The sequence below is a fragment of the Micromonospora sp. CNZ295 genome (genome assembly GCF_004217535.1).
This window is the reverse complement of record NZ_SHKZ01000001.1, coordinates 2,232,741-2,246,635: the sequence shown is the minus strand read 5'-3', so window position 1 is coordinate 2,246,635 and position 13,895 is coordinate 2,232,741. Positions and strand designations below refer to the sequence as shown.

13 protein-coding genes are annotated in these 13,895 nt (G+C 74.6%); 4 read left to right on the top strand and 9 right to left on the bottom strand.

Features of this window, described 5'->3' with window-relative positions; translation table 11 throughout:
• Positions 1-71 precede the first annotated feature (71 nt).
• Genes EV376_RS10695 through hutH form a run of 3 tightly spaced genes read left to right on the top strand, consistent with a single transcriptional unit; the run spans position 72 to position 4,209 of the window.
• Positions 72-1,430 carry a formimidoylglutamate deiminase gene (locus EV376_RS10695; RefSeq protein WP_130322247.1) on the top strand — a complete coding sequence of 453 codons (1,359 nt, stop codon included), beginning with the start codon at positions 72-74 and terminating at the stop codon, positions 1,428-1,430.
• Complete coding sequence (hutI, locus tag EV376_RS10690; protein WP_130322245.1) at positions 1,427-2,674, top strand: imidazolonepropionase; 1,248 nt, start codon at positions 1,427-1,429, stop codon at positions 2,672-2,674. The genes EV376_RS10695 and hutI overlap by 4 nt, the downstream gene beginning before the upstream one ends.
• Complete coding sequence (hutH, locus tag EV376_RS10685; RefSeq protein ID WP_130322243.1) at positions 2,671-4,209, top strand: histidine ammonia-lyase; 1,539 nt, start codon at positions 2,671-2,673, stop codon at positions 4,207-4,209. Before hutI ends, hutH begins: the two co-directional genes overlap by 4 nt.
• A gap of 52 nt (positions 4,210-4,261) precedes the next feature.
• Here hutH and rdgB read toward each other — a convergent pair whose 3' ends face one another.
• The 9 genes from rdgB to EV376_RS10640 all read right to left on the bottom strand — a co-directional run bounded on the left by rdgB (position 4,262) and on the right by EV376_RS10640 (position 10,979).
• Positions 4,262-4,876, bottom strand: a complete 615-nt coding sequence (gene rdgB / locus EV376_RS10680; RefSeq protein ID WP_130322241.1) for an RdgB/HAM1 family non-canonical purine NTP pyrophosphatase — start codon at positions 4,874-4,876, stop codon at positions 4,262-4,264.
• Positions 4,873-5,598 carry a ribonuclease PH gene (gene rph / locus EV376_RS10675; protein WP_130322239.1) on the bottom strand — a complete coding sequence of 242 codons (726 nt, stop codon included), beginning with the start codon at positions 5,596-5,598 and terminating at the stop codon, positions 4,873-4,875. Before rph ends, rdgB begins: the two co-directional genes overlap by 4 nt.
• A 46-nt stretch (positions 5,599-5,644) precedes the next feature.
• Positions 5,645-6,391: an MBL fold metallo-hydrolase gene (locus EV376_RS10670; protein WP_130322237.1), complete on the bottom strand. Its 747-nt coding sequence runs from the start codon at positions 6,389-6,391 to the stop codon at positions 5,645-5,647.
• A gap of 168 nt (positions 6,392-6,559) precedes the next feature.
• Entirely contained in the window at positions 6,560-7,525 is a 966-nt protein-coding gene (locus EV376_RS10665) for a pyridoxal-phosphate dependent enzyme (protein ID WP_130322235.1), read from the bottom strand.
• 12 nt (positions 7,526-7,537) lie between these two features.
• The gene (locus tag EV376_RS10660; RefSeq protein ID WP_130322233.1) at positions 7,538-7,897 is read right to left on the bottom strand and encodes a MoaD family protein; all 360 of its coding nucleotides are present in this window, start codon (positions 7,895-7,897) and stop codon (positions 7,538-7,540) included.
• Between the two features lie 68 nt (positions 7,898-7,965).
• Positions 7,966-8,454, bottom strand: coding sequence for a M67 family metallopeptidase (locus tag EV376_RS10655; protein WP_130322231.1), 489 nt, complete (start codon positions 8,452-8,454; stop codon positions 7,966-7,968).
• Positions 8,455-8,508: 54 nt separating this feature from the next.
• Positions 8,509-9,009, bottom strand: coding sequence for a DUF2017 domain-containing protein (locus EV376_RS10650; RefSeq protein ID WP_130322229.1), 501 nt, complete (start codon positions 9,007-9,009; stop codon positions 8,509-8,511).
• Positions 9,010-9,022: 13 nt separating this feature from the next.
• Complete coding sequence (clpS, locus tag EV376_RS10645; RefSeq protein WP_130322227.1) at positions 9,023-9,313, bottom strand: ATP-dependent Clp protease adapter ClpS; 291 nt, start codon at positions 9,311-9,313, stop codon at positions 9,023-9,025.
• Positions 9,314-9,416: 103 nt separating this feature from the next.
• On the bottom strand, positions 9,417-10,979 hold the full coding sequence (locus EV376_RS10640; RefSeq protein ID WP_130322225.1) for a P-loop NTPase family protein: 1,563 nt from the start codon (positions 10,977-10,979) through the stop codon (positions 9,417-9,419).
• A 195-nt stretch (positions 10,980-11,174) separates the two neighbouring features.
• Between EV376_RS10640 and EV376_RS10635 the strand changes: the two genes are divergently transcribed.
• On the top strand, positions 11,175-13,859 hold the full coding sequence (locus tag EV376_RS10635) for a LuxR family transcriptional regulator (RefSeq protein ID WP_130322223.1): 2,685 nt from the start codon (positions 11,175-11,177) through the stop codon (positions 13,857-13,859).
• Positions 13,860-13,895: the final 36 nt, after the last annotated feature.

The following is a 13,895-nucleotide window of genomic DNA, read 5'->3' as shown; positions in this document are numbered from 1 at the left end:
ACGCAGACGACGCAACGCCGACATGATCGGGTGATGTCACGAACGACTCAGCTCCAAAGGGAGCAGAAGCGATGACCACCACCCGCTGGCTCGCCGAGTACGCGTGGCTTCCCGATCACGCCGAGCCAACGCCCGACGTGCTGATCGAGACTGGCGGCGGGCGGATCACGGGGGTCACGCCGCTGACCGCCGGGAGCCAGCCGCCCGCCGAGGTGGAGGTGCTGCACGACGCCGTCCGCCTGCCCGGGCTCACCCTGCCGGGGCTCGCCAACGCCCACTCGCACGCGTTCCACCGGGCGCTGCGTGGCCGCACCCACGGCGGGCGCGGCGACTTCTGGACCTGGCGTGAGCAGATGTACGAGGTCGCGGCCCGGCTGGACCCGGACCGCTACCTGGCGCTGGCCCGAGCCGCGTACGCGGAGATGGCGCTGGCCGGCATCACCTGCGTCGGTGAGTTCCACTACCTCCACCACGGCCCGGGCGGCACCCCGTACGCGGACCCGAACGCCATGAGCGCGGCGCTGGTCGAGGCGGCCGCGCACGCCGGCATCCGGATCACGTTGCTGGACACCTGTTACCTGACCGCCACCGTGGACGGCGAGCCGCTGGTCGGGCCGCAGACCCGGTTCAGCGACGGCGACGCGCTGCGCTGGGCCGAGCGGGTGGACGGGTTCGCGCCGGGCGACGGGCACGCGCGGGTCGGCGCGGCGATCCACTCGGTCCGCGCGGTGCCGGCCGAGCAGCTGGCCACCGTGGCCGGCTGGGCGGACCGCCGGGGTGTGCCGCTGCACGTGCACCTCTCCGAGCAGCCGGCCGAGAACGACGCGTGCCGGGCTGTGCACGGCTGCACCCCGACCCGCCTGCTGGCCGACCGCGGCGTCCTCGGCCGGCACACCACCGCCGTCCACGCCACCCACCCGACCAGCGCCGACGTGACGCTGCTCGGGGACAGCCGCACCGGCGTCTGCCTCTGCCCCACCACCGAGCGGGACCTCGCCGACGGGATCGGGCCGGTGCGCCGGATGACCGAGGCGGGCAGCCCGCTCAGCCTCGGCAGCGACAGCCACGCGGTGGTCGACCTCTTCGAGGAGGCGCGCGCGGTGGAGCTGGACGAGCGGCTGCGTACCCGCCGCCGGGGCCACTTCGCCCCCGACGAGCTGGTCACCGCCGCCACCGTCGCCGGGCACGCCGCGCTCGGCTGGGGCGACGCCGGCCGGCTCGCCGTGGGCGACCGGGCGGATCTGGTGACCGTACGCCTGGACAGCGCCCGGACCGCCGGGGTACCCGCGACCGGGGCCTTCTTCGCGGCCACCGCGGCCGACGTGACCCAGGTCGTGGTGGACGGCCGGGTGGTCGTGCGCGACGGCCACCACCAGAGCGTCGACGTCCCGACCGAGCTGCACGCCGCCATCGCGGAGGTGATCTCATGACCGGCTTCCCGGAGCGGCCGGGCGGCCCGGCGCGGCCGAGCCTGCGCAGCACCGGCAGCCTGCTGGTCGACAACATCGGGGAGCTGGTGACCAACTCGCCCGGCGGGCCGGGGCCGCTGGGCCTGCGGCGAAACGCCGCCCTGCTGGTCGAGGACGGGGTGGTCGCCTGGGTCGGCACGGCGCGCGACGCGCCGGCCGCCGACCGGCGGATCGACGCCGCGGGGGCAGCCGTGCTGCCCGGCTTCGTGGACAGCCACGCCCACCTGGTCTTCGCCGGAGACCGGGCCGCCGAGTTCGCCGCCCGGATGGCCGGCGAGCCGTACACCGGCGGCGGGATCCGCACCACCGTCGGCGCCACCCGCGCCGCCTCCGACGAGGACCTGCGCGCCACCGTGCGCCGGCTGCGCGGCGAGGCGCTGCGGCAGGGCACCACCACCATCGAGATCAAGAGCGGGTACGGCCTCACCGTCGCCGACGAGGCCCGCTCACTGCGGATCGCCGCCGACTTCACCGAGGACACCACGTTCCTCGGCGCGCACGTCGTCCCCGCCGAGTACGCCGACCGGCCCGACGACTACGTCGGCATGGTCTGCGGACCGATGCTCGCCGCCGCCGCACCGTACGCCCGCTGGATCGACGTGTTCTGCGAGCGGGGCGCGTTCGACGTGGACCACGCCCGGGCGATCCTCGCCTGTGGTCAGGCGGTCGGGCTGGGCGTGCGGGTGCACGCCAACCAGCTCGGCCCCGGTCCCGGCGTGCAGCTCGGTGTGGAGCTGGGCGCGGCCAGCGTGGACCACTGCACGCACCTCACCGACGCCGACGTCGACGCGCTGGCGTCGACCACGACGGACTGGGTTTCCGGCTCGGCGACGACCACCGTCGCGACCCTGCTGCCCGGCGCCGAGTTCTCCACCCGGTCGCCGTACCCGGACGCGCGGCGGCTGCTCGACGCGGGCGTCACCGTGGCGCTGGCCACCGACTGCAACCCCGGTTCGTCGTACACGTCGTCGATGCCGTTCTGTATCGCGCTCGCCGTACGCGAGATGCGGATGACCCCGGCGGAGGCCGTGTGGGCCGCGACCGCCGGCGGGGCGGCGGCGCTGCGCCGCACCGACGTGGGACGGCTGGCGCCCGGCGCGCGCGCCGACCTGATGATCCTCGACGCGCCGTCCCACCTGCACCTGGCCTACCGGCCGGGGGTGCCACTGATCCGCCAGGTCCTGCACAACGGAGTACCGCAATGAGCACCGTAGTCATCCAGCCCACCGGGATCTCCGCCGGCGACGTGCTCGCCGTGGCCCGCGGCAACGCCAAGGTCGTCCTCGATCCGGCCGCGATCGACGCGATGGCCACCAGCCGATCCATCGTGGACGGCATCGAGGCGGCCGGCCGGCCGGTCTACGGCGTCAGCACCGGCTTCGGCGCCCTCGCGAACACCTTCGTGGCCCCCGAGCGGCGCGCCGAGCTCCAGCACGCGCTGATCCGCTCGCACGCCGCCGGTGTGGGCGCGCCCATGCCGCGTGAGGTGGTCCGGGCGATGATGCTGCTGCGCGTACGCTCCCTCGCGCTCGGCCGCTCCGGAGTCCGCCCGCTGGTCGCCGAGGCGCTGGTGGACCTGCTCAACCGCGACGTCACCCCGTGGGTGCCCGAGCACGGGTCGCTGGGTGCCTCCGGCGACCTGGCGCCGCTGGCGCACTGCGCGATGGTGCTGCTCGGCGAGGGCTGGGTGCTGGGGCCGGCCGGCGAACGGATCCCCGCCGGCGAGGCGCTGCGCCGGGCCGGGCTCGCGCCGGTCGAGCTGGCCGCCAAGGAGGGGCTGGCACTGATCAACGGCACCGACGGCATGCTCGGCATGCTGCTGCTGGCCGCCCACGACGCCGCGCACCTGTTCACGATGGCCGACGTCACCGCCGCCCTGGCCATCGAGGCGATGCTCGGGTCCGAGCGGCCGTTCCTGCCCGAGCTGCACGCGATCCGCCCGCACCCCGGCCAGACCGCCTCGGCGGCGAACATCCACCGGCTGCTGCAGAACTCGCCGGTGATGGACTCGCACCGCGACGACCTGGCGCACGCGGTGCAGGACGCGTACTCGATGCGGTGCGCGCCGCAGGTCGCCGGCGCGGCCCGGGACACCCTGGACTTCGTCCGCCAGGTGGCCGGCCGGGAGCTGATCTCGGTGGTGGACAACCCGGTGGTGCTGCCGGACGGGCGGGTCGAGTCGACCGGCAACTTCCACGGCGCGCCGCTGGGCTTCGCCGCCGACTTCCTGGCCGTCGCCGCCGCCGAGGTCGGCGCGATCGCCGAACGGCGGGTCGACCGGCTGCTCGACGTGACCCGGTCCCGCGACCTGCCGGCGTTCCTCTCCCCCGACGCCGGGGTCAACTCGGGTCTGATGATCGCCCAGTACACGGCGGCCGGCATCGTCGCGGAGAACCGCCGCCTGGCCGCGCCCGCCTCGGTGGACTCGCTGCCCACGAGTGGCATGCAGGAGGACCACGTGTCAATGGGCTGGGCGGCGACCAAGAAGCTGCGCACCGTCCTGGACAACCTGACCAGCCTGCTCGCGGTGGAGCTGCTGGCCGCGGTGCGCGGGCTCCAGCTGCGGGCACCGCTGACCCCGTCGCCGGCGGGCCGCGCGGCGATCGCGGCGCTGGGCGAGGCCGCCGGCGAGCCGGGCCCCGACGTCTTCCTCGCCCCGGTGCTGGAGGCCGCCCGCGCGGTGGTCGCCGGCCCCGGACTGCGGGCCGCGATCGAGAGCGAGGTCGGCACCCTCGCCTGAGGTACGCGGAACGGCCGACGACGCGCGGTCGTCGGCCGTTCCCGGTCGCTGGTCAGGCCGGCGGGAGGACCTTCGCGACCAACTTGGCCAGGTCGCGGAGCGCCTTGCCACGGTGGCTGATCGCGTCCTTCTCCGCCGGCGTCAGCTCGGCGTTCGTGCGGTCCTGCCCGTCGCCCAGGAAGATCGGGTCGTAGCCGAAGCCGCCCTCGCCGCGCGGCGCCCGCAGCAGGCGACCGGGCTGCCGGCCGTCGACCAGGTGTTCCTTGCCGCCGGGCAGCACCAGCGCCACCGTGCAGACGAACGAGGCGCCCCGGTGCTCGTCCGGCACGTCGGCGACCTGGTCGAGCACCAGCTGCAGGTTCGCGCGGTCGTCGCCGTGCCGGCCGGCCCACCGCGCGCTGAACACGCCCGGCATCCCGTTGAGCGCGTCAACGGCCAGCCCGGAGTCGTCGGCGACGGTGGGCAGGCCGGTGCGGCGGCAGCCCTCCCGCGCCTTGATCAGCGCGTTCTCGCCGAAGGTCAGGCCGGTCTCCGGCAGCTCCGGGTACTCCTCGACGTCGTCCAGACCCAACAGCGCGACCCGGTGCGCGCCCAGCGCCCCGTCGAGGATGCGCTGCAGCTCGATGAGCTTCTTCCGGTTCCGGCTGGCGAGCAGGATCTTGTTCACGCGAGAGCCTTCCGCTGGGCTTCGGCCAGTTCCACGCAGCCGGCGACCGCCAGGTCGAGCAGCGCGTCGAGCTGGTCGCGGGCGAAGACGCCCGCCTCACCGGTGCCCTGCACCTCGACGAACTCGCCGGTGCCGGTGCAGACCACGTTCATGTCGACCTCGGCGGCCACGTCCTCCTCGTAGCTGAGGTCCAGCCGTGGCTCGCCGGCGATGACACCGACGCTGACCGCCGCCACCGAGCGGTGCATCACCGCCTCCGGCCGGCCGGTCAGGGCCTTGCGGGCGGCGAGCCAGCTCACCGCGTCGTGCAGGGCGACGTACGCGCCGGTGATCGCCGCGGTGCGGGTGCCGCCGTCGGCCTGGAGCACGTCGCAGTCGAGCACGATGGAGTTCTCGCCCAGCGCCTTGAGGTCGATCGAGGCCCGCAGGCTGCGGCCGATCAGGCGGGAGATCTCGTGCGTCCGGCCGCCGATCTTGCCCCGTACGCTCTCCCGGTCGGAGCGGGTGTTGGTGGCACGGGGCAGCATCGCGTACTCGGCGGTGACCCAGCCGAGCCCGGAGCCCTTGCGCCAGCGCGGCACCCCTTCGGTGACGCTCGCCGTGCACAGCACCCGCGTCCCGCCGAACTCCACCAGCACGGAGCCTTCGGGGTGGGTGCTCCAGCCTCGGGTCAGGGTCACCGGTCGGAGTTGGTCGGGCAGCCGCCCGTCAGGTCGCGCCATGCCTGCACCCTATGTGGTGCCCTGATCGAAGCGCCCCGGGGTGGGGTCAGATGTCGTAGGTCGCGCCCGGCCGGACCACCTCGAGCGGGCCCGGGTACGCGCCGGCGGCGGACGCGACGGTGTGTGCCTCGCTGCCCCAGGCCGCGACGAGGTGGGTCAGCAGGAGCCGGCCGACACCCGCCTTGGTGGCCGCCTCGCCGGCCTCCCGGCCGGTCAGGTGCAGGTCCGGTGGGTTGTCGACGCCGTCGAGGTAGCTCGCCTCGCAGAGGAACACGTCGGCGTCCTGGGCCAGCCGGAGCAGGGCGTCGCACGGCGCGGTGTCCGACGAGTAGCAGAGCACCCGGCCGCCGTGCTCCAGCCGCACCCCGTACGTCTCGACCGGGTGGTTGACCCGGTCGACGCTGACGGTCAGCGGGCCGATCGGGAAGGTCCCCGGTTCGAGCGCGTAGAACTGGTACACGTCCTCGACGGTGGCCTCCTCCTGGCCGTACGCGGCGGCGAGCCGGTCCGGCGCGCCGGACGGGGCGTACACCGGCAGTGGCGGGTGCGGGCCGTCGGGGGCGTACCGGCGCACGACCACGTACGACACGGCGTCGAGGATGTGGTCGCAGTGCAGGTGGGTGAGGAGGATGGCGTCCGGGGCGTGCAGGCCCACGTACCGCTGCAGGGTGGACAGCGACCCGGGCCCGAAGTCGACCAGGAGCCGGAATCCCTCGGCCTCGACCAGGTAGGCCGAGCAGGGGGCCTCCGGGCCGGGAAAGCTTCCGGCACAGCCCAGGACCGTCAGTCGCATCGAGTCGTCTCGCTGTCACGATGCGTAGTGTCCGCGCCGGCCGTCGCTCCACGAAGCATGATCTCCACCGACGCGTACGCCACGCTGCGCAGCCTACGCTCGGTCACGCGAACCCATGAATCATCCACGGGAAGATGTCACGAACGTGACACACACTCCCGGTCGCGGTCAGGCCCAGAGCTGACCTTCCAGGGCCTCCTCGGCGTCGGCGAGGGTGCCGCCGTACGCCCCGGTCGACAGGTATTTCCAGCCACCGTCGGCGACCACGAAGGCCACGTCGGCGCGGCGCCCCTCCCGGACCGCCTCGTGCGCCACCGCCAGGGCGGCGTGCAGGATCGCCCCGGTGGAGAAGCCCGCGAAGATGCCCTCCACCTCGACCAGCTGCCGGGTACGCAGGACGGCGTCCCGGGTGCCGACGGAGAAGCGCCGGGTGAGCACGCTCGCGTCGTACAGCTCCGGGACGTACCCCTCGTCGATGTTGCGCAGCCCGTAGACCAACTCGCCGTAGCGCGGCTCGGCCGCGACGACCTGGATGCCGTCGACCTTCTCGCGCAGGTACCGGCCGGTGCCCATCAGCGTGCCCGTGGTGCCGAGCCCGGCCACGAAGTGGGTGATCGTGGGCAGGTCGTGCAGCAGCTCGGGACCGGTGGTCTCGTAGTGGGCACGGGCGTTCGCGTCGTTGCCGTACTGGTAGAGCATCACCCAGTCGGGGTGCTCGGCGGCGATCTGCTTGGCCGTGGCCACCGCCTGGTTCGAGCCGCCCGCCGAGGGCGAGAAGATGATCTCCGCGCCGTACATGCGGAGCAGTTGGACCCGCTCGGTGGAGACGTTCTCGGGCATCACGCAGACCAGGCGGTAGCCGCGCAGCTTCGCCACCATGGCCAGCGAGATGCCGGTGTTGCCGCTGGTCGGCTCCAGGATCGTGGCCCCCGGCCGGAGCCGGCCGGACTCCTCGGCGGCCCGGACCATGAACAGGGCGGCCCGATCCTTGATGCTGCCGGTCGGGTTCCGGTCCTCCAGCTTCGCCCACAGCCGCACCGGCGGTGCCCCGTCGGGCACCGTCGGCGAGAGCCGGGGCAGCCCGACCAGGGGCGTGCCGCCGGAGGCGTCCAGCAGGCTGTCGTACCTCGCCACGGTGGCCCGCCCTCAGCGAGCGGAGGCCGACGCGCGCCGGCCGGCGGCCGCGGCGGCGCTGTGCTGGGCGATCGCCGCGGCCGCGGCGAAGCCGAACGCGCCGCCGGCGACGGCCGGCAGGATCGTCACGCTGTCGCCGTCGTTGAGCTTGGCGTCCAGCGCGCCGAGGAAGCGCACGTCCTCGTCGTTGACGTAGACGTTGACGAAGCGGTGCAGGGCGCCGGTGTCGGTGACCAGCCGTGCCTTCAGGCCGGCGTGCCGGCTGTCCAGGTCGGTGAGCAGGTCGCCCAGCGTGTCGCCGGTGCCCTCGACGACCTTCGTGCCGCCGGTGTAGCTGCGCAGGATGGTGGGGATACGAACCTCGATGGCCATGATGCGGTGCTCCTTGATCGGGTGTGCCGAGATGGTGACGGAACGGGTGCGGGTGTGACGGCGCTGGATCAGCGGCCGGAACACTCGTAGTCGACCGTCGCCGGGCTCTGCCCGAACATGTAGGACTGCACGGCGTGCTGGTCCACCCCGGCGTCCAGGATGCGGACCGGCTCCTCGGTCACCACGCCGTCGACGATCCGGAACGAGCGGATCTCCTCGGTGTCGGGCTCACGGGTGGAGACGAGCAGGTAGTGCGCGTTGGGCTCACCGGCGAAGGAGATGTCGGTGCGCGACGGGTACGCCTCGGTCGCGGTGTGCGAGTGGTAGATGACGACGGGCTCCTCGTCCCGGTCGTCCATCTCCCGCCACACCCGGAGCTGCTCCATCGAGTCGAACTCGTAGAACGTCATGGAGCGGGCGGCGTTCTCCATCGGGATGTGCCGAGTCGGCGTGTCGCTGCCGGCCGGACCGGCGACCACGCCGCACGCCTCGTCGGGGTGGTCCCGACGAGCGTGGGCGACGATCGCGTCAACGATCGACCGGTCGATGCTCAGCACGCCGACAAGCCTAGCGCTGCCCGCGCGGACCGGCGAGGTGGCGGCTGTCACGGATCAGTCGATCAGGGCGTTGAGCAGGGATTCCTGCAGATAGCCCAGGTACGCGTAGACCGAAAGCTGGAACACCCGGCTGGATGTCGGGTCCTCGGCCACCGCGTCGTCCAGCTCGGCGCCGAGGTCGGTGCCGTCCTTGATCTCCAGCCGCACCCCCATCGCCAGCCGGGCGTCGTTGAGCGCCCGCAGCCACGCCTCGGCCGCCTCGGCGTCGAGCCGTACCTCCCCGCCGGCCTCGCTGGGCAGCGCCGCGAGGATCGCCCCCGCCTGGTCGATCTTCGCCGTCTTCAGGTCGCCCTCGGTGTACCGGCGGAACTCGGCGGTGCCCGCCGCGTCGTCCGGGTAGGCCTCGGGGAAGAGCCGCACGACCACCGGGTCGGCGTGGTCGAACCCGTCGGTGAGCAGGCCGACGACCTCGGAGGCGACCTTGCGCAGGACCCGGACCTCGTCCACGGCGAACGTGGCCACGTAGCGGTCACCCTGGCGCCGGAACATGCTCATGACGCTCGCTCGTTCACGCCCGGTCCACCGTCGCCCAGAGGCCGTACGCGTGCAGCTGCGACGCGTCGTGCTCCATCCGTTCCCGCGCGCCGGTCGAGACGACCGCCTTGCCCTTGTGGTGCACGTCCAGCATCAGCTGCTCCGCCTTCTCCCGGCTGTAGCCGAAGAGCTTCTGGAAGACCCAGGTCACGTACGTCATCAGGTTGACCGGGTCGTCCCACACGATCGTCACCCACGGCCGATCGGCAGCCGGCACCTCGTCGGTGTCCGGCGTCTCGACCGGTGCAACCTGCGGAGCCGCCATGCCCCCCATCGTGCCACCGGATCCGGCGAACCGAGGAACCGGAACGCCGGCCCGGCGCGGATCCGCGCCGCCGTCGCCGGCGGCGGTGCCGGCCATCCCGACCTCAGGCGAGGAGGATGCCGTGGTCGACCGCATCGGCGAGCACCACGCCCAACGAGAGCCGGATCACCTCGAAGCGCCGGGACACCTCGCGGGTCAGCTCCAGCTCGACCTCCCGCAACGCCCGCTGAGCCCACGCCCGGGCGACGTTCGGGTCGTCGTTGCCCGGCGTACGCCAGTGCTGCCAGCAGCCACCGGAGAGGGCGACCGCCAGCGGCGGGAGCACCTCGTCCCGCACGGCGCCGGGATAGCCGGTCAGCGCGTCGATCGCGCCGGCACCGCTCAGCCCGGCGACCCCGCCGGTGCTGGTCACCAGGAGCACCCGGTCCAGTTCCTCGCCGGCGGGATGGTCGGTGAGACCCCAGTGCACGGCGTTGGCGATGCGCCGGCGGACGCCGGCCGCCACGGGCGCGCCGAACACGCGGCCCGCCGCCTCGTCGATGAGGGCGTGGACGGCCTCGTTGCACTCCGCGGTCGCGAGCAGCGACAGTGCCTCCATCTCGCGGTCCAGCAGCTGCGGCAGGCCGGCGCAGCCGACGCCGAAGACGATCTCCTGCACGACCCGCAAATGGGTGTTGGCCAGCTCCAGCGCCAGGTGCTGCCGGATCCGCCGGGCGGCCAGGCGGGCCTGCCGCTCGAGCTGGTCGGCCCAGGCGCCCGGCTCGGGCAGCACCGGAACCCGGCCGTGCTGGCCGGGCAGCACCGGCGGGGTGGCGCTGCCGCGGCGCAGCCCCTCGTCGGCGGCCCAGCCCACCAGGCCCCGCCGCAGGTCGTCGACGCCGTCCGGGCCGACCGGGTACCAGCGGGCGGCGGCGAGGCCGGGAACGGCGGCGAGCAGCGCGGCGCGGTGCGCCGCCACGGCGACGGCGGCCGGGTCCACGGGGTCGACCGGCGGCGTCGTCCCGGTGGACCCGGCGTCAGCCGCGCGGACGGACGCCCCCGTGTCCTCCGTCGGCGGGCCGTCCGGCGGTGCCCAGCCGCCGGCGCTCGGGGTCACGGCGAAGATGACCTCGACCCGCGCCCCGGCGAGAGCGCCGAGCAGGTGCAGCTCGGCCGCCGTGAACGCCTGGTCGGCGGCGATCACGAACAGCACCGCGCCGGCCCGGCGCGCCGCGTCCAGCAGAACCCGCCCGCCGGCCGCGCCGAGGGCGCCGGTGTCCGGCGTGTCGACCAGCGCGAAGTGCCGCAGCAGCGGCTCCGGGACGCCCAGCTCGACCCGGCGCGGCGGCCGGGCGAGCGCCGGACCGGCGGCGAGGCGGTCAGCGCCGTACGAGTGCGGCTGCCGGTAGCCGGGCACGTAGGCGGCCCGGCCGGCGGCGCGGGCGTGACGGACCACCAGCCAGCTGCCGGCCGGCACCGCGAGCATGGCGGGATCCAGCCGGAGCAGGGCGGCGAGCAGCTCGGGTCGACCGGCGCCCGCGGGGCCGGCCGCGACCACGCCGAGCGGCTCCTCCGCGCCCGGCGCCGGCGTGCCCGCCCGGGCCGGCAGCGGCCGGCCGTGCGGCAGGTCGGCGTTGCCGGCCGGCTCACCCGACATGTCGACCGCGGGGAGTGGACCCGGCGTCACAGGCGGCCTCCCAGTGCTGGTGGTCGGCGGTGCCGGCCACGTGGAACCTCCGGTTGCTACCCGGCTGCCGGAAGCGTACGGCGGGACCGGGACACGGTCGGAACACCCGGTGTACTCACGGGTAATGACCGGGTTACTCAACTTCGGTGCGTGACGGTCTACGCACATACGGAATCGCGTCGATATGCTGCCCAGATGAGTCGGTGGAGATTCGTCGGCCGTACCCACGAGCTCAACCGCCTGTCGGCGGCGGTGACCGGTGTCGAAGGGCGGGGGCTCTTCTTCAGCGGCAGTGCCGGGATCGGCAAGAGCCGCCTCCTCCGGGAGGGGGTGGAGGCACTGCCCCGCGACCGGTACGCGGTCTGGATCGTCGCCGCCAGCGCCACCACCGCGGCGTTGCCCTTCGGCGGGCTGGTCCAGGTGCTGCCGGCCGACCAGCCGCAGGGCCTGTCACCGGCCGGCATCCTGCGCTGGGCGGTGGACGTGCTGCAGCAGCAGGCGGCCGGCCGCCGCATCGTGCTCGCCGTCGACGACGCGCACCTGCTGGATCCGCCGTCCGCCGCGCTGGTGCACCTCGTCGCCCGGTCGGAGAACGCGATCGTGGTCGGCACCCTGCGCAACGGCGAGCAGATACCGCTGCCGATCCGGGCACTCTGGACCGACGACCTGGTGGACCACGCCGAGCTGAGCCCGATGGACCCGGACGACACCGCCGGGCTCCTCGCCGCGATCCTGGAGGGCCCGGTCGACGCGGGATCCGCCGACCGGCTGTGGCGGCTCTCCACCGGCAACCCGCTGCTGCTGCGCGAACTGGTCCACGCCGCCTCCCTCAGCGGCGAGCTGACCAGCACGTACGGCGTGTGGAAGTGGACCGGCCGGCTGGAGCTGGCGCCGAGCCTCACCGACCTGATCGACACGCGGATCGGCCAGCTCACCCCGGGGGTGCGCTCGGCGGTGGAGCTGGCCGCGTTCGGCGAGCCGCTCGGCCTGCACCTGCTCCAGCAGGCGGTGGAGCCGGCGGACGTGGAGACCGCCGAGGAGCGCGGCCTGATCACCGTGGTCCGCGACGACCGCCGGCTCGACGTACGCCTGGCCCACCCGCTCTACGGCGAGGTGATCCGTCGGCAGTGCCCGGTCAGCCGCACCCGCCGACTCCAGGCGCACCTCGCCCAGCTGCACGAGAAGGTCGGTACCCGCCGCCGCGACGACCTGCTGCGGGTGGCCGTCTGGCGGCTGGAGTCGGGCACCGCCCAGGACGAGCGGATGCTGCTCGGCGCCGCCGTCCAGGCGTTCACCCGCTACGACGTGCCGCTGGCGACCCGGTTGGCCCGCGCGGCGCTCGACGCCGGCGGCGGGTTCGACGCCGCCGAGCTGCTGGCCACCATCCTGATGTTCGCCGACCGCCCGGACGAGGCCATCGAGGTGCTCGACGCGGTCGCCGCCGACCTGGGCGACGACCGGCGGCGCAGCCGGTGGCTCACCGTACGCGGGATGGTCAGCTACTGGGGCCTCAGCCGGGAGTCCACGGTGGACGAGATCGCGGCGCAGGCCACGAAGCTGCGGGACTCGGCCGCGCAGGCCCGTCTCCTCGCCTTCGAGGCGATCATGCGGCTGCACCGGTTGGACACCACGACCGCGCTCCGGCTCGGGCAGACCGTGCTGGACCGGCCCGCCGCCAGCGTCGCCTCGCGCGAGCTGGCCCGGTGCACCATCGCGTACCTGCACACCGTGCAGGGCCAGCTGCGCCGCAGCGCCGCCGCGATCGACCTGGTGCAGGGGGCCGCCGCCCACTGGCGGGCCGACATGCCGTACCTGCAACTCGCGCTGGAGCTCGCCCGGGGCACCCGGCTGGCCCTGGCCGGCGACCTGGTCGGCATCGACGCCATCGTGGCCGACGAGTTCGCCGACCTGGCCGGCGCCGGGGACTTCCGGCTCGGCACCGGCTACCTGGCGATCCTCCAGGCGTACGCGGCCCGGCTGCGCGGCGAGACCGACAACGCGCTGCGGACCAGTCTCGGCGCGTGTGCGGTGCTCGCCACCAGTCGCGTCTACGCCGGCCTGGCCCAGGCCGAGCGGGCCCAGGCGGCGGCGTTGCGCGGCGACGCCGAGCAGGCGGCCGAGGCGATGGCCGAGGCGGACCGCACCCACGCGCGCGGCATGGCGGTGCTGTACCCGTGGCTGGAGCAGGCCCGGGGGGCGGTCCTCGCGGCCGGCGGCGACCAGCCGGGCGCGGTCAAGCACCTCACCGAGCTGGCCGAGCGGCTGCGCGCCGACGGGTTCGCCGGGCACGAGGTGCACGTGCTGCACGACCTGGTCCGGCTCGACCAGGCCACCGCCCCGGTCGGGCCGACCTGCTCGGACGGGAGCCGGCGCACGGTCGCCCAGCGCCTGAGCGAGCTCTCCGAGCAGGTCGACGGGGTGCTGCCGCCGCTGCTGGCCCGGCACGCCCGGGCGGTCGTCGACGGCGCCGCCGAGGAACTGCTCGCCGTCGCCGACAACTTCGCGGAGCACGACCTCACCGTCTGGGCCGCCGAGGCCACCGCGACGGCGCTGCACCTGCTGCGGCAGCGGCGCTCGCCGCTGGCGGGCCGCGCCCGGGAGCGGCTGGCCACGCTGCTCGGGCGATGTGGCCAGGTCCACACGCCGGCGCTGCAGGCGGGTACGCCGACGCTGACCCACCGGGAGTGGCAGGTGGCCCGGCTGGCCGCGACCGGCGCCACCAGCCGGGCGATCGCCGAGCAGCTCTACCTGTCCGCACGCACCGTCGAGAACCACCTCCAGCGCATCTACAGCAAGCTCGGCGTCGCCGGGCGGGCGGAGCTGGGTGCGGCGCTGCGGGCGATCCCGGGCCACGAGGGCGGGGATCCCGGCGCGGGGTAGGGCGGGCGCGAAGTCCCGGCGCGGGCGGAACGTGCC